General features: G+C 69.4%; 12 protein-coding genes and 1 pseudogene. 9 read left to right on the forward strand and 4 right to left on the reverse strand.

Features of this window, described 5'->3' with window-relative positions:
- Positions 1 to 226: 226 nt before the first annotated feature.
- From PHQ87_RS07880 to putA, 6 genes and pseudogenes are all read left to right on the forward strand, one after another.
- Positions 227 to 1,840, forward strand: coding sequence for a phospholipase D family protein (locus PHQ87_RS07880; RefSeq protein ID WP_300232810.1), 1,614 nt, complete (start codon positions 227 to 229; stop codon positions 1,838 to 1,840).
- Positions 1,841 to 1,878: 38 nt separating this feature from the next.
- Positions 1,879 to 2,604 (forward strand): Crp/Fnr family transcriptional regulator, encoded by a 726-nt coding sequence (locus PHQ87_RS07885; RefSeq protein WP_300232812.1) that lies wholly within the window; start codon positions 1,879 to 1,881, stop codon positions 2,602 to 2,604.
- A 38-nt stretch (positions 2,605 to 2,642) separates the two neighbouring features.
- Entirely contained in the window at positions 2,643 to 3,842 is a 1,200-nt protein-coding gene (locus PHQ87_RS07890) for a pseudouridine synthase (protein ID WP_366524447.1), read from the forward strand.
- Positions 3,843 to 3,928: 86 nt separating this feature from the next.
- Complete coding sequence (frmR, locus tag PHQ87_RS07895) at positions 3,929 to 4,201, forward strand: formaldehyde-responsive transcriptional repressor FrmR (protein ID WP_300232813.1); 273 nt, start codon at positions 3,929 to 3,931, stop codon at positions 4,199 to 4,201.
- 57 nt (positions 4,202 to 4,258) lie between these two features.
- The gene (locus PHQ87_RS07900) at positions 4,259 to 5,368 is read left to right on the forward strand and encodes an S-(hydroxymethyl)glutathione dehydrogenase/class III alcohol dehydrogenase (protein WP_300232815.1); all 1,110 of its coding nucleotides are present in this window, start codon (positions 4,259 to 4,261) and stop codon (positions 5,366 to 5,368) included.
- Positions 5,369 to 9,217, forward strand: a pseudogene (gene putA, locus PHQ87_RS07905) (trifunctional transcriptional regulator/proline dehydrogenase/L-glutamate gamma-semialdehyde dehydrogenase); the annotation flags it as partial.
- Positions 9,218 to 9,311: 94 nt separating this feature from the next.
- Here the strand turns inward: putA and gstA are convergent.
- On the reverse strand, positions 9,312 to 9,917 hold the full coding sequence (gene gstA, locus PHQ87_RS07910; RefSeq protein WP_300232817.1) for a glutathione transferase GstA: 606 nt from the start codon (positions 9,915 to 9,917) through the stop codon (positions 9,312 to 9,314).
- 143 nt (positions 9,918 to 10,060) lie between these two features.
- Complete coding sequence (locus PHQ87_RS07915) at positions 10,061 to 10,561, reverse strand: SRPBCC domain-containing protein (protein WP_300232819.1); 501 nt, start codon at positions 10,559 to 10,561, stop codon at positions 10,061 to 10,063.
- Between the two features lie 100 nt (positions 10,562 to 10,661).
- Here PHQ87_RS07915 and PHQ87_RS07920 point away from each other — a divergent pair, with 100 nt between their 5' ends.
- The 3 genes from PHQ87_RS07920 (at position 10,662) to PHQ87_RS07930 (ending at position 14,684) form a co-directional block, all read left to right on the forward strand.
- On the forward strand, positions 10,662 to 11,564 hold the full coding sequence (locus PHQ87_RS07920) for a LysR family transcriptional regulator (RefSeq protein ID WP_300232821.1): 903 nt from the start codon (positions 10,662 to 10,664) through the stop codon (positions 11,562 to 11,564).
- 110 nt (positions 11,565 to 11,674) lie between these two features.
- Positions 11,675 to 13,624, forward strand: a complete 1,950-nt coding sequence (gene htpG / locus PHQ87_RS07925) for a molecular chaperone HtpG (protein ID WP_300232823.1) — start codon at positions 11,675 to 11,677, stop codon at positions 13,622 to 13,624.
- 211 nt (positions 13,625 to 13,835) lie between these two features.
- The gene (locus PHQ87_RS07930) at positions 13,836 to 14,684 is read left to right on the forward strand and encodes a 2OG-Fe(II) oxygenase (RefSeq protein WP_300232824.1); all 849 of its coding nucleotides are present in this window, start codon (positions 13,836 to 13,838) and stop codon (positions 14,682 to 14,684) included.
- 74 nt (positions 14,685 to 14,758) lie between these two features.
- Here PHQ87_RS07930 and PHQ87_RS07935 read toward each other — a convergent pair whose 3' ends face one another.
- Together PHQ87_RS07935 and PHQ87_RS07940 are read right to left on the reverse strand one after the other, a co-directional pair.
- Entirely contained in the window at positions 14,759 to 15,178 is a 420-nt protein-coding gene (locus PHQ87_RS07935; protein ID WP_300232826.1) for an organic hydroperoxide resistance protein, read from the reverse strand.
- 129 nt (positions 15,179 to 15,307) lie between these two features.
- Positions 15,308 to 15,935, reverse strand: a 628-nt coding sequence (locus PHQ87_RS07940) for a serine/threonine protein kinase (RefSeq protein ID WP_300232828.1), incomplete at its 5' end; no start/stop codon positions are given.

Here is a 15,935-nt window from a genome sequence, read left to right on the forward strand (position 1 = left end):
CCAGCAGCAGCCGGGGGAAGGTGCTTTGCATGTTGTCGTCTCCTGGTGCCGGTGCCTCATGAGGGCACCATGCCTGATCCGGTATGCGTGCATGGTAGGCGCGATGTTTGACGCCGTGTTGTCGGTGTGACGACAATCAAAGGGCCATCCCTGATGGGACTTTCCCTAGGTCACATGCGGTGCGACGCGGCGCGGGGCCGGCCTGCCGGATGCGTAAACTGCCTGCATGAGAACCGTGCACTGGGTCGCCCTGACCGTCCTGGGTCTGCTGCTGCTGTCGTCGCTGTCCATGTGGCTGTGGGGCGAGTTCGCCCGCCGCGCCCAGGGCGCGCCGAGCGAGGCCCTGCCGGTGCAGTCCGACCAGACCGCGCTGGATGCGTTGCTGGCACCCTGGGATGAAAGACTGGGCGGCGCCAGCGGCGCCGCGCTGGTCACGCGCAACCTCGATGCCTTCGTCCTGCGGGCGCTGGCGGCGCGCGAGGCCGGGCGCAGCCTCGACGTGCAGTACTACATCTGGCACGACGACCTGACCGGGCGCCTGCTCAAGGAGGCGCTGATCTCGGCCGCCGAGCGCGGCGTGCGCGTGCGCATGCTGATCGACGACATGAACGGCGCCGGGCGCGACGACGTGCTGCTGGCCATGGATGCGCTGCCCAACCTGGAGGTGCGGCTGTTCAATCCCGCGCGCAACCGCAACACCGCCCTGCGGCGCGCGCTGGAGATGGCGTTGCGCCTGGTCAGCACCAACCGGCGCATGCACAACAAGGCCTGGATCGCAGACAACCGCGTGGCCCTCGTGGGCGGCCGCAACATCGGCGACGAGTACTTCGACGCCTCGGACAGCACCAACTTCCACGATGCCGACCTGCTGCTCGTGGGCGACGGCGTGCGCCAGGCCAGCCGCATCTTCGACCAGTTCTGGAACAGTGCCGAGGTCATCCCGCTGCGCGCGCTGCACGGCGACCGTGCCAGGCCCGAGCCCGCCCTGCTGGCGCGCTCGCGCGCGGCCTGGCGCGAGCAGGCGCGGGCCTCGGCCTACATGCAGGCGCTGGCGGGCGGGGCGCTGCTGCGGGAGCGTGTGTCCCCCCTGTCGGCCACCCCCCTGTACCGCGTCGATGACCTGCGCGTGCTGTCGGATCCGCCGCAGAAGGCGGCGGCCATTGCGGCACGGCGCGCGCCCGAGCGCTGGCTGATGTACGACGTGCTGTCGATGCTGTTTTCCGCCCGTCACGAGGTGCGCGTGATCTCGCCCTATTTCGTGCCCGGCAGCTCGGGTTCGCTGCTGTTCGCGGGACAGGCCGCGCGGGGGGTGGACGTGGGCATCGTGACCAATTCGCTCTCGGCCACCGACGTGCCCGTGGTGCACGCCGGCTACATGGGCTACCGCAAGCCCCTGCTCCAGTCGGGCGTGAAGCTCTGGGAGATGCGGCGCTCGCCCGCATCGCGGGCCCGGCCCGGCCTGCTGGGCTCGGGCGCGTCGGCGGTGCGGCCCGGACAAGCCCGGCCGTCGGCGGGCGGCGCGAGCCTGCACACCAAGTCCTTCGTGGTCGATGGCGAGCGTGGCTTCGTCGGCTCGTTCAACTTCGATCCGCGCTCGGCCTACCTGAACACCGAAATGGGCGTGATGTTCTCGCATCCGGGCCTGGCCGGCGAGCTGCGCCGCATGTTCGACGCCGCGGCGCACCCCTCCGACAGCTACCGGCTGTCGCTGGCGGGCGAAGCGCTGCGCTGGCACGATGGCGTGGCGGGCAAGGTCTGGGATGCAGAGCCCCATGCCGGCTGGTTCCAGCGCGCGCTGACGCGGGTGCTGACCCGGCTGCCGATCGAGTCCCAACTGTAGCGCGCACGCTGTGCCGATCCCTCCCTGTGCAGACGACCATGAACCCCTTCGCATCCACCCGGTCCGGGTCCGACATCCTGGGTGCGGCGCAGCCGCCGCAACCGGCCGACCTGGACGGCATCCCCTGGCTGTCGACCCTGGATGACGAAGAGCGCGAGAGGGTCAAGGCGGCCCTGGTCGTGGGTGACATCCGGCCTGGCGAGTACATCTGCCGTATCGGCCGGCCGGTCACCTACTGGTTCGGTCTGCTCGAAGGTCTGCTCAAGATGAGCAACGACGACTCGCAGGGGGCGGTCATCACCTTCACCGGCGTGGCGCCCGGCGGCTGGTTCGGCGAAGGCACGGTGATCAAGCGCGAGCACTACCGCTACAACATCCAGGCGCTGCGCAAGAGCCGCGTGGCCGGCCTGCCGGTGGACACCTTCCACTGGCTGCTGGACCGCTCGCTGGGCTTCAACCGCTTTGTGATGAACCACCTCAATGAGCGCCTCGGTCAGTTCATCGCCGCGCGCGAAATCGACCGCATCAACAACCCCGACCTGCGCGTGGCGCGCAACCTCGCGGCGCTGTTCCATCCCCTGTTCGCGCCCAACGTGGGCGGGGTGCTGCGCATCACGCAACAGGAGCTGGCCTACCTCGTCGGCCTGTCGCGCCAGCGGGTGAACGAGGCGCTCAATACGCTGGCGGCCAGGGGCTGGATACGGGTGGAGTACGGTGGCCTGCGCGTGCTCGACCTGCAGGCGCTGCGCTCCGGCCAGCTCTAGCCCGACACGGCGGTGCGCGGTCGTGGGATGATGCCGGGATGAGCGATCCATCCCCGAAGAAATCCACCCTGCAACTCAAACCCCGTGCCGCCGACGGCGACGCTCCGGCGCCTTCGCGGCGGCCGCCCGTGCGACCGCGCGGCCCGGCGCGCGCGCGCCCCCTGTCGGAGGTGCAGGCCGAGCGCGCCGCGCGGGAAGCCGCCTGGGCGGCCCGGTCACTGGCACCCGGCCGCGATGGCGAAGCCGGGGGCCGGGGCGGGGAGCCGGGCCGCAGCCGCCCGCCGCGTGAACGCGATGCGGCCGCGTCCGCCGGGTCGCGCCGCCCGGCACCCCAGGGGGCGGGGGTGCGCCGCCCACCGACCCAGGCAGGCGAGTCGCGTGCGGCCCGGCCGCGCGCCGGCGCACCCGCGCCACGGCGGGCACCGGCACCGGCGCCGGCGCGACCGGCGGGCACCGGCCTGCGGCTGAACAAGCGGCTGGCCGATCTGGGTCTGTGCTCGCGGCGAGAGGCCGACGAGTGGATAGAGCGCGGCTGGGTCCGCGTCAACGGCGCAACGGCGCAGATGGGCCAGACGGTGTCCGAGGCCGACCGGGTCGAGGTGCAGCCGGCCGCGACGCAGCGCCAGGACGCGCGCGTGACCATCCTGCTGCACAAGCCGGTGGGCTACGTGAGTGGCCAGCCCGAGGACGGGCACGAGAGTGCGGCCGTGCTCATCAGGCCCGACAAGCAGTGGCGCGGCGACCCGTTCATCCGCCAGAGCCCCCGGTGGCAACCCGGGCATGCGCGCGGCCTGGCGCCCGCCGGCCGGCTGGACATCGATTCCACGGGCCTGCTGGTGCTGACGCAGGACGGGCGCGTGGCGCGCGCGCTCATTGGCGAGGACTCGGACATCGAGAAGGAGTACCTGGTGCGCGTGCAGTGGGCGCCCAACGGGCCCCGGGGCGAGGGTGTCGTGAGCCAGGACGTCCAGCAGGTGGTGCCGCCCGAGCGCATCGCGCTGCTGCGCCACGGCCTGAGCCTGGACGAGCGGCCGCTCAAGCCGGCCCAGGTCGAATGGCAGAACCCGGAGCAACTGCGCTTCGTGCTCCGGGAAGGCAAGAAACGCCAGATCCGGCGCATGTGCGAGCAGGTGGGACTGCACGTGGTGGGGCTCAAGCGCATCCGCATGGGGCGGGTGGTGCTGGGCAACCTGCCGCTCGGGCAGTGGCGCTACCTGCGGCCGGACGAGCGTTTCTGAGTTCCGGATAGACAAACGCCGGCCGGGCGTGGACCGGCGGCGGATGCCTGGATATACTGCACCCCAGTATTGTTCGGGGTCATGCCATGCCGCATTCGCCAGAGGAAAAAAAGCGCGTGCTGACGCGTGTGCGCCGCCTGCGTGGCCAGATCGACGCGCTGGAAAAGGCGCTGGAGCAGGGCGCCGACTGCGGCCCCGTGCTGCAGCAGATCGCGGCCGTGCGCGGTGCGGTCAACGGCCTCATGGCCGGCGTGCTGGAAAGCCACCTGCGCGAGGGCCTGGCGCAGCCGGCGTCCGACGCGCAGCGCCAGGCGGCCATCGACGAGACGCTGGCGCTGGTGCGCTCCTACCTGCGCTGAAGGCGCCGACAACACCCCTTCACCCTCATCGACCACACCCACACAAGGAGATCGACCATGAAATCCCGCGCCGCCGTTGCCTTCAAGGCCGGAGAACCCCTGCAGATCGTCGAGATCGACGTCGCGCCGCCGAAAAAGGGCGAGGTGCTCGTCAGGATCACCCACACCGGTGTCTGCCACACCGACGCCTTCACGCTCAGCGGTGACGACCCCGAGGGCGTGTTCCCGGCGGTGCTGGGCCACGAGGGCGCCGGCATCGTGGTGGAGGTGGGCGAGGGTGTCACCTCGGTCAAACCCGGCGACCACGTGATTCCGCTGTACACCGCCGAATGCGGCGAGTGCCTGTTCTGTAAAAGCGGCAAGACCAACCTGTGCGTGGCCGTGCGCGCCACCCAGGGCAAGGGCCTGATGCCCGACGGCACGACGCGCTTTTCCTACAACGGCGAGCCGATCTACCACTACATGGGTTGCTCCACCTTCAGCGAATACACCGTGGTGGCCGAGGTGTCGCTGGCCAAGGTCAGCCCCGATGCCAACCCCGAGCAGGTGTGCCTGCTGGGCTGCGGCGTGACCACGGGCCTGGGCGCGGTGAAGAACACGGCCAAGGTGCAGGAAGGCGACAGCGTCGCGGTGTTCGGTCTGGGCGGCATCGGTCTGGCCGTGATCCAGGGCGCCAAGCTGGCCAAGGCCGGGCGCATCATTGCCATCGACACCAATCCGGGCAAGTTCGATCTGGCGCGCACCTTCGGCGCCACCGACTGCGTCAATCCCAAGGATTACGACAAGCCGATCCAGCAGGTCATCGTCGAGATGACGGGCTGGGGCGTGGACCACTCGTTCGAGTGCATCGGCAACGTCAACGTGATGCGTGCGGCGCTCGAATGCGCGCACCGCGGCTGGGGCCAGAGCGTGATCATCGGCGTGGCCGGCGCGGGGCAGGAGATCGCCACGCGGCCGTTCCAGCTCGTGACGGGCCGCAAGTGGATGGGCACGGCCTTCGGTGGCGTCAAGGGCCGCTCCGAGCTGCCGGGCATGGTGGAGGACGCGATGGCCGGCAAGATCCAGCTGGCCCCGTTCGTGACCCACACCATGCCGCTGACCGAGATCAACGAGGCCTTCGAGCTGATGCACGAAGGCAAGTCGATCCGTAGCGTCGTGCATTACTGAACCGGTGCCACCGGGACGGGTGTGGAGACGGTGGCCGTGGAGAAGATGCCACGCGATGCCGGGAAGGCCACACCCTTCCTGCACTTTGCGCGGTCGGTGCTGCCGCAGACGACGCTGCGCGCGGCCATCACCTCGGCCTGGCACCGGCCGGAGGAGGAATGCGTGCCGGCGCTGCTGAGCCTGGCGCGCGTGGGCGATGCGCAGCAGGCAGGCCAGGTGCGCGCGCTGGCGGCCCGCCTCGTGCGGGGCCTGCGCGAGGCACCCGTGACCCGTGGCGTGGCGGCGCTGGTGCAGGAGTTCTCGCTGTCCAGCCAGGAGGGCGTGGCGCTGATGTGCCTGGCCGAGGCACTGCTGCGCATCCCCGACAAGGCCACTCGCGATGCCCTCATCCGCGACAAGATCAGCCAGGGCGACTGGAAGTCGCACCTGGGCCGCTCGCCGTCGCTGTTCGTCAATGCGGCCACCTGGGGGCTGGTGCTGACGGGCAGGCTCACCAGCACCAGCAGCGAGGGTCGCCTGTCGGCGGCGCTCACCCGCGTCATCGGCAGAGGGGGAGAGCCGCTGATCCGTCAGGGTGTGCACCATGCCATGAAGCTGATGGGCGAGCAGTTCGTGACCGGCCAGGACATCGCCGGGGCGCTGGCGAACAGCCGCAGCCACGAGAAACAGGGGTTTCGCTACAGCTACGACATGCTGGGCGAAGCGGCCACCACCGAAAAGGATGCCAGGCGCTATCTGCAGGCGTACGAGCAGGCCATCCATGCCATCGGTGCGGCCTCGGGCGGGCGCGGCATCTACCAGGGGCCGGGCATCTCGATCAAGCTGTCGGCGCTGCACCCGCGCTACAGCCGCGCGCAGTACGAGCGCGTGATGGGCGAATTGCTGCCGCGCCTGCTGCACCTGGCGGAGCTGGCCAGGCGGTACGACATCGGCCTGACCATCGACGCCGAGGAGGCCGACCGCCTGGAGCTGTCGCTGGACCTGCTGGAGGCGCTGTGCGCGGCACCCGGCCTCGGGGGGTGGAACGGCATCGGCTTCGTGGTGCAGGCGTACCAGAAGCGCTGCCCGCAGGTGATCGACTTCATCATCGACCTGGCGCGGCGCAGCCGCCGGCGCCTGATGGTGCGCCTGGTCAAGGGCGCCTACTGGGACGGCGAGATCAAGCGTGCCCAGATCGACGGGCTGCCCGGCTATCCCGTCTACACACGCAAGGTGCACACCGACGTGAGTTACCTGGCCTGCGCGCGCAAGCTGCTGGAAGCGCCCGGGGCCGTCTATCCCCAGTTCGCCACGCACAACGCCCAGACCCTGGCCAGCATCTACCACATGGCCCGGACGGTGGGCGGCGACTACGACAGCGGGCAATACGAGTTCCAGTGCCTGCACGGGATGGGGGAGCCCCTGTATCTGCAGGTGATCCGGCCGGCATCGGAAGGCGGGCTCGCGCGGCCTTGCCGCATCTACGCGCCCGTGGGCAGCCACGAGACGCTGCTGGCCTATCTGGTCCGACGGCTGCTGGAAAACGGCGCCAACACCTCGTTTGTCAACCGCCTCGGTGACCACCAGGTGTCCGTCGACGAGCTGGTATCCGACCCGGTGGACGAGGTCCTGCGCCTGGCGCGGCAAGAGGATCGGCTGGGCGCCCCTCATCCGCGCCTTCCCCTGCCAGGTGATCTGTTCGCGGGTGCGGGTGCACAGGCGCGGTCCCGACCTAACTCGCGCGGCATGAACCTGGCGCACGAGCAGCAGCTGGCCGCGCTGGCCGCGGCGTTGCTGCACAGCGCGGAGCAGGCGTGGCTGGCCGCGCCGGCCGATGTGCCACGGCCGGCCGCACCTGCGCAGACGCCGGGCTGGCGTGAGGTGCGCAACCCGGCGCAGTGGCAGGACATCGTGGGCTGGGTCTGCGAGGCCAGCGAGGAACGCGCCGGTGCCGCCGTCGAGCGCGCGGTCCGGGGCGCCCCCAACTGGGCCGGCACGTCACCGGTCGCCCGGGGGGATGTGCTGGCGCGCGCGGCCGACCTGCTGGAGCAGCGCGGGCAGATGCTCATGGGGCTGATCGTGCGTGAGGCGGGCAAGACACTGCCCAACGCGGTGGCCGAGATCCGCGAGGCCGTGGATTTCCTGTGCTACTACGGACAGCAGGTGGCCGAGCGCTTCGACAATGCACGCGAACGCCCGCTGGGCGTGGTGCTGGCCATCAGCCCGTGGAACTTCCCGCTGGCCATCTTCTGCGGCCAGGTGGCCGCCGCGCTGGCGGCGGGCAACACGGTGCTGTCCAAGCCCGCCGAGCAAACGCCGCTGACGGCCGCGGCCATGGTCGACATCCTGCACGAGGCGGGCGTGCCGCGCGACGCACTGCAACTGGTGCCGGGGCGCGGCGAGACCGTGGGCGCGGCGCTGGTGGCACACCCGCAGGTGGCCGGTGTGGTGTTCACCGGCTCGACCGAAGTGGCGCGCCTCATCGCGCGCCAACTGGCGCAGCGCCTTTCGCCCACCGGGCAGCCCATCCCCCTGATCGCCGAGACCGGCGGCCAGAATGCCATGATCGTGGATTCCTCGGCGCTGGCCGAGCAGGTTGTGGGCGATGTGCTGACCTCGGCCTTCGACTCGGCGGGACAGCGTTGCTCGGCCCTGCGCCTGCTGTGCCTGCAGGAAGATGTGGCTGAACGCCAGCTGGCCATGCTGCGAGAGGCGCTCCAGGAGTGGACGCTGGGCAACCCCGATCGCCAGAGCACCGATATCGGGCCGGTGATCGACGGGGCGGCGCGCGCGCAGATCGAGGCGCACCTGGCGGCGATGGAGAAGGCCGGCATGAAGGTCACCCGTGTCGGGCGCGACGAAGGTGCGCGCAACGGCCATTTCGTGGCGCCGGCCATCATCGAGATCGACAGCCCGCGGCGTCTCACGCGTGAGGTGTTCGGCCCGGTGCTGCATGTGGTGCGTTTCCAGCGAGAGCAACTGGACGCGCTGGTGGACGACATCAACGCCAGCGGCTATGGCCTGACCTTCGGTGTGCACAGCCGCATCGACGAAACCATCGAACACCTCGCGCGTCGCATCCGTGCCGGCAATATCTACGTCAACCGCAACATGATCGGTGCCGTGGTGGGGGTGCAGCCTTTCGGCGGCATGGGCCTGTCGGGCAGCGGCCCCAAGGCCGGGGGACCGCTGTACCTGTACCGCCTGGTGCAAGGCCCGCCCAACGTTGCGCTGGCCGCGCTGCCGCGCACCGAGGAGTCACCGCCCCAGCCTGCGCTGCAACGTCTGCACCGCCTGCAGCAGGCCGTGCTGCCGGGCCTGGAGAGGGTGCCGGTGCGCTCGGTCTGCGGCGTGGCGCTCACCGGCACACGCCTGGGCTGCAGCCTGCTGTTGCCCGGGCCGACGGGCGAGAGCAACCGCTACCGTCTGCTGCCGCGCGGTCCGGTGTGGGCGCTGCCGCGCACGCCGCTGGGCCTGGTGCACCAGGTGGCGGCCGCACTGGCCAGCGGCAATCCCTGCCACGTGGTGCTGCCGGAAGGCGACGGCGGCTGCGCTGCCGCGTGGCAGGCCTTGCGTCATGCGCTGGGGGATGCGGCGGAGGGCGGGCTTCACGACGCCGATGACGCCAGCCTGGACGACCCGGACAGTCCGATGGCCGCGCTCCTTTTCGAGGGCGACGCAGCAGCGCTGCAGCGCGTGAACACCCGAGTGATGGCCCGCGATGGCGCCATCGTGCGCATCGACAGCCGCAGCAGCGAGGCGCTGGTCGCGGGGGTCGGCTACGACCTGGCCGCCCTGAGCCATGAGCAGGTCATCAGCACCAATACCGCCGCCGCCGGCGGCAATGCGCCACTGATGACCATGGCCTGAGGGCCGGCCGATACCGCGCGTCCACAGGAGGCGGACCTTTGGCCGGTACACCCCCGCGACGGTCGGGCGTGCATCGGGGCCGACCGTCCTGTCCTCAAATCAGGCCTTCGGCCTTCATCGCGGCCTGCACGGCCGGGCGGGCGGCGACGCGCTCGCGCCAGGCCACCAGGTTCTTCAGGCCGCTGATATCGATGGCCATCGGCCTGGTCCAGTTGGTGACGGTGAACAGGTAGCCGTCGGCGACCGTGAAGTCCTCGCCCGTCAGCCAGGTCTTGCCAGCCAGCTCGCCATCGACCCAGGTCAGGCGCTCGAGCAGCTTGGCCTTGAACACGGCCTTGGCGTCGTCGCCCACCGCGGGGTTGAACAGCGGACCGAAGCCCTTGTGCAGCTCGGTGCCGATGAAGTTGAGCCAGCTTTGCAGCTGGTAGCGGGCCAGGGTGCCGTTGGCCGGGGCCAGCTTCTTCCCGGGGGCCTGGTCGGCGATGTACTGCACGATGGCCGGGCCTTCGCGCAGGCCGGTGCCGTCGTCGAGCACCAGGTAGGGCACGTAGCCCAGCGGGTTGACCTGGCGGAAGTCGGAACCGTCGGGCAGCACCTTGGTCTTGGTCGGGGCCAGGATGGCCTCGTAGGGCAGGCCCGATTCTTCCAGCGCGATGTGCGGCGACAGCGAGCAGGCGCCGGGCGAGTAATAGAGCTTCATGGTCATGATCTGATATGGCGGTTGTGGCGTTGTTGGAGTGATCCACGCGTGCCGGGCCGTTGACGCGACATGCGGGAGCGGCCTGGCAGCGGGCCACAGCGTAACAAAAGCGCGGCGATCTTGCTGGCAGCGCCCTCGCAGGCTCATGCGGCGGCGCTTGCCTCGGCCTGTTGCTTGAGCGCCGCGTTCAGCCGTTCGAAGTCGCCGCGGAAGCGCTGCACGTCGATGAACCACAACAGCACGCCGCGGAAGATTTCGCCGTGAACCAGTAGGGTGCCGCCGTCGGTCAGGGGCTCCAGCACGAAATAGTGCTCGCCGTCGAACAGGCGGGGCAGCCCCAGCCGGCCGAGCCAGCGCAGCTCGCGCGCCGGCTCGGCACGCAGCACGGTGGGGGCAAAGCGCATGGGCCTGCCCCGTGCCGGGTGCATCACGTTGACGATGCGCCGACCTTCGACGAGTTCGCCCTCCATCGAGACGAGGAACGGGTTCCAGTCGCGGTAGCTGGCCGGCCGGCCCAGCCAGGCCCAGACCTGGTCGCGGGACGCGGCGATCGTCGTGCGGGTCACGAGTTCGGCACGCGGCGCGAACACAAGGGCGGCGGCTGCCACCGCCAGGGCCAGGGCGGCCCACCACAGCAGGTGCATGAGATTTCTCCGGTTCGTGGTTGATCGATGACCGGCACGATACGCGGGCTTTTGTTGATTGAAAATTGCCGAATCTTGTTTTTGATCCATACAAAAATGTATGAATAACGCCGTGCACAGCTGGGACCACTGGCGCAGCTTCCTCACCGTGCTGGACACAGGCAGCCTGTCGGCCGCCGCGCGCGCGTTGGCGCTGACGCAGCCGACCGTGGGGCGGCACGTTGATGCGCTGGAGGCGGGGCTGGGCGCGCCGCTGTTCACGCGCTCGCGCCACGGGCTGGCGCCCACCCCGCTGGCGCTGTCGCTGGTGCCGCAGGCGCGCGCGATGGCGTTGGCAGCCGAGTCGCTGCTGCGCACCGCCTCGGGTGAACAGGACGCGGCGCGGGGCACGGTGCGCATCACGGCCAGCGAGATGGTCGGCACCTGGGTGCTGCCGCCGCTGCTGGCGGATCTGCGCGCACAGCACCCCGGGATCGTCCTCGAGCTGGCGCTGTCCGACCGCAACGAGGATCTGCTGCGCCGCGAGGCCGACGTGGCGGTGCGCATGGCGCGGCCGACGCAGGAGGCCCTGGTGGCCCGGCATGCGGGCACGGTGCGGGTGGGTCTGTTCGCGCACCGCCGCTACCTCGCCGCCCACGGCACGCCGCAGACGCCGGAGGAGGCGCTCGGGCACGCACTGATCGGCATCGACCGCGACGAGGCGCGGCTGGCGGGTCTTGCCATCGGTGGCCGGCACCTGTCGCGCGAGGATTTCAGCCTCCGCTGCGACAGCGACGTGGCGCAGCTCATGGCCGTCAAGGCCGGGCTGGGCATCGGGGCCTGCCACCTGGCGCTGGCGGCGCACGATCCGGACCTGGTGCCGGTGCTGCCGGAGGCGGTGATGTTCGGCCTCGAGGTCTGGATCGCCATGCACGAGGACCTGCGGACCAGCCGCCGCGTGCGGCTGGTGTTCGACCATCTGGCGGCCGGCATGGCCGCGTATGCCGGCCGTGCCGGGTCTTGAAAACAGGCGGTCCGCCCATAATTGCGGGCTCGCCGGGGCCGCAGCCCGTGCCCCGCCGCTGCGCAGGATGGCGCAGCTCCCGTTTCCCAATCGCAGAACATTCGTCGAGCATGAGCAAGCAAACCCTTTCTTTCCAGGCCGAGGTGGCGCAACTGCTTCACCTGGTGACGCATTCGCTGTACTCCAACAAGGAAATCTTCCTGCGCGAGCTGGTGTCCAACGCTTCCGACGCGTGTGACAAGCTGCGTTTCGAGGCGCTGGACAAGCCCGAGCTGTACGAGGACGCGCCAAACCTCGAAATCCGGGTGTCCTTCGACAAGGAGGCGCGCACCATCACCATCACCGACAACGGCATCGGCATGAGCCAGGCCGAGGCGGTCGAACACCTGGGCACGATCGCCAAGAGCGGCACGCGCGACTTCATGAGCCGCCTCTCGGGCGACCAGAAGAAGGACGCACAGCTCATCGGCCAGTTCGGCGTGGGCTTCTATTCGGGCTTCATCGTCGCCGACCGCATCACGGTGGAAAGCCGCCGCGCCGGCCTGCCCGCGGCCGAAGGCGTGCGCTGGTCCAGCGGCGGCACGGGCGACTTCGAGGTCGAGACCCTCGAGCGCGCCGCGCGCGGCACGAGCGTGATCCTGCACGTGCGCGAGGACGCCACCGAGTACCTGAGCCACTGGAAGCTCAAACAGATCATCGGTCGCTACTCCGACCACATCAGCCTGCCCATCCTCATGCCCAAGGAGGAGTGGGACAAGGACAAGGGCGAGTACGTGCTCCAGGACGAGTGGGAGGCGGTCAACTCCGCGTCCGCGCTGTGGACGCGCTCGAAGAAGGACATCAGCGACGAGCAGTACATCGACTTCTACAAGGCCATCAGCTACGACAGCGAGGCACCGCTGGCCTGGAGCCACAACCGCGTGGAAGGCAGCACCGAGTACACGCAACTGCTGTACATCCCGTCCAAGGCACCGGTGGACCTGTGGAACCGCGACCGCAAGTCCGGCGTGAAGCTCTACGTCAAGCGCGTGTTCATCATGGACGACGCCGAGGCACTCATGCCGTCCTACCTGCGCTGGGTCAAGGGCGTGGTCGATTCCGCCGACCTGCCGCTGAACGTCAGCCGCGAGCTGCTGCAGGAAAGCCGCGACGTCAAGGCCATCCGCGAGGGCAACACGCGCCGCGTGCTGGCCATGCTCGAGGACCTGGCGAAAAAGGACAAGGCGCCCGAGGTCACCGAAGCTGCCGACGGCGTGACCGACGTGGTCAGTGAAGAAGACAAGGCCCAGGTGGGCAAGTACTCGGCCTTCTACGCCGAGTTCGGCGCCGTGCTCAAGGAAGGCCTGGGCGAGGATTTCGCCAACCGCGACAAGATTGCCCGCCTGCTGCGCTTTGCCAGCACCACCACCGACACCGTGAGCGTCAGCCTGGCCGACTACAAGGCGCGCATGAAGGAGGGCCAGACCGCCATCTACGTCATCACCGCCGACAGCCTGGCCGCGGCCAAGAACAGCCCGCAACTGGAGATCTTCCGCAAGAAGGGCATCGAGGTGCTGCTGATGACCGATCGCGTGGACGAGTGGGCGCTGTCCTTCCTGCACGAGTTCGACGGCACGCCACTGCAGAGCGTGGCCAAGGGCGCGGTGGACCTGGGGGCCCTGCAGGACGAAGAGGAAAAGAAGGCCGCTGAACAGGCGGCGGAAAGCTTCAAGCCTGTGCTCGACAAGCTCAAGGAGGTGCTCAAGGACAAGGCCAAGGACGTGCGCGTGACCACGCGCCTGGTCGATTCACCCGCCTGCCTGGTCGTGGAGGATGGCGAGTATTCGACCCAGTTGGCCCGCCTGCTCAAGCAGGCTGGCCAGAAGGCGCCCGAGGTCCACCCCATCCTGGAGGTGAATGCCGAGCATCCGCTGGTCAGAAAGCTCGACGCGGCCAAGGACGGCGGGGCGCATTTCGACGACCTGGCCCACATCCTGTTCGACCAGGCGCTGCTCGCCGAAGGTGGCCTGCCCGACGACCCGGCGGCCTATGTCCGGCGGGTCAATGCGCTGCTGGCCTGAGCGAATGCCTGGCCCGAAGGCGGCCGCGGTGCAGCCCGGCCGCCGCCATCGATTAAGTTACCGTTAAAAATGAACAAAAACGCCCCTTTGTGGGGCGTTATTTTTTTGATTTGATCTGTATCAGGCCACGGAATCCGCCGCTTCCCGAATACTGGCTGCTGTTGCCCGCGTGCGCCCCTGCGCGGCGGGCGATTCATCCAAAGAGGATTCCATGCAGCTTGCAGATTTTGGCACCCGCTTCATTTTCGACGACCCTCGCTACGAGGCCATGGCCCTTGAGGGGGCCGAGCAGTACGCCAAGGGCTCGCCGTTCAACCACATGGCCTTCGACAACTTCCTGCCCGAGGACGTGGCGGAAGCCATGCTGGCCGAGTTTCCCAAGCCCAGTGACATCGAGTGGCACAACTACCAGCGCCCGGCCGAACAGAAACTGGTGTGTGTGGACGAACGGCAGTTCGGACCGGTCACGCGCAACATGCTGTTCCAGTTCAATTCCACGCCGTTTCTGCGCTTTCTGGAAAAGGTCACCGGCATCCCCAACATGATCCCCGACCCGCACATGCGTGGCGGCGGCCTGCACCAGACGCCGCGCGGCGGCCTGCTCAAGTTGCATGCCGACTTCAACAAACACGACGAGAACTTCCTCGACCGCCGCATCAACGTCATTCTTTACCTGAACAAGGACTGGAAAGAGGAATACGGCGGCAGCCTGGAGTTGTGGGACCAGGAGGTGACCCATTGCGGTGCCAAGATCCTGCCCGTGTTCAACCGCCTGGCGATCTTCTCGCCGACCAGCAACACCTTCCATGGCCACCCCGACCCGCTGACCTGCCCCGAGGGCGATTCGCGCAAGTCGCTGGCGCTGTTCTACTACACGAATGGCCGGCCGGAAGAGGAGCTGAACGGCGCGCACACGACCATCTTCAAGGCCCGTCCCAACGAGCATATCGGCGGTGTGCGCTGGCGCGTTTCGCAGGATTACATGCCGCCCGTGCTGTTCCGTGCGCTGCGCAAGGTGCGTGAGCGCCATTTCTCCGGCACGATCAAGAAGCGCGGCTGAACAGGCGCATCCGGGCGACCAAGGCCTGTCCGGCTTCTGCCGGCAGGCCTTGGTCGTTTGCGGGTGTTGTCGGATCAGACGCTGACGTTCAGCGTCACGTCGATGTTGCCGCGCGTGGCGTTCGAATACGGGCAGACCTGGTGGGCTGCGTCCACCAGCGCCTGGGCGGCGGCGCGGTCCATGCCGGGCAGGCTCACGTTCAGGCGCGCGGCGATGCCGTAGGCCTGGCCGACGGGGCCCAGGTCCACTTCGGCGTCGATCGAGAGGCCGGCGGGCAGTGCCAGCTTCTGGCGGGCGGCCACTGCCTTCATGGCACCGATGAAGCAAGCCGAGTAGCCGGCGGCAAAGAGCTGTTCGGGGTTGGTGCCGGTGCCGGAGGTGCCGGGCGAGGACAGGGTGACGTCGAGCCGGCCGTCGTCGGTGCGCGAGGCGCCGTCGCGGCCGCCCGTGGTGTGGGCACGGGCGGTGTAAAGGACTTTGTCGAGGGAAGCCATGGCGATCTCCTTGGTGTGGCCCGTGGTTGGCAGGGCGATGAACGGCGCATGGCCTGGCTCGGCCCGGATGCGCCGGCTGACCGGATGGAGGATGCCGCAACCGGGGGTGAAGCGCAATCCCGGCGGGGATCAGGCCACCAGCGGCGCTTCCTGCATCGCCTCGATCTGTTCCGTCAGCATGTCCACCTGGCCCTGCCAGTAGTCGCGGCTGCCGAACCAGGGGAAGTTGAGCGGGAAGCTCGGGTCGTCCCAGCGGCGGGCGATCCAGGCGCTGTAGTGGATCAGCCGCAGGGTGCGCAGCGGCTCGATCAGGGCCAGTTCGCGGCGATCGAAGTCGCGCACCTGCTCGTAACCATCGAGCAGGGCGCCGAGCTGCCGGTTGCGCTGGGCGCGCTCACCCGAGAGCAGCATCCACAGATCCTGCACGGCGGGGCCGGTGCGGGCGTCGTCCAGGTCGACGAAGTGCGGGCCCGCGCCAGGCTGGTCCTCCGGCGTCCAGAGGATGTTGCCCGGGTGGCAGTCGCCGTGCAGGCGCAGGCGCGCGATGCCGCCCGGGCCGTCGTCACCCCGCAGCACGGCATGGGCCTCGATCAGTGAGAGGGCCTCGTCGCAGGCGCGTGTCCAGGCGGCGCGCACCTCCGGCGCGATGGCCTCGTGCTCGAGCAGCCACTGCCGGGGTTCGCGCAGGAAGGTGTTGGCATCGAGCGCGGGCCGGTGCGCGAAGGGCGCGGCGGCGCCCACGGTGTGCAGGCGGGCC

It is taken from the genome of Hydrogenophaga sp., assembly GCF_028698005.1.
Lineage (GTDB): Bacteria > Pseudomonadota > Gammaproteobacteria > Burkholderiales > Burkholderiaceae_C > Hydrogenophaga.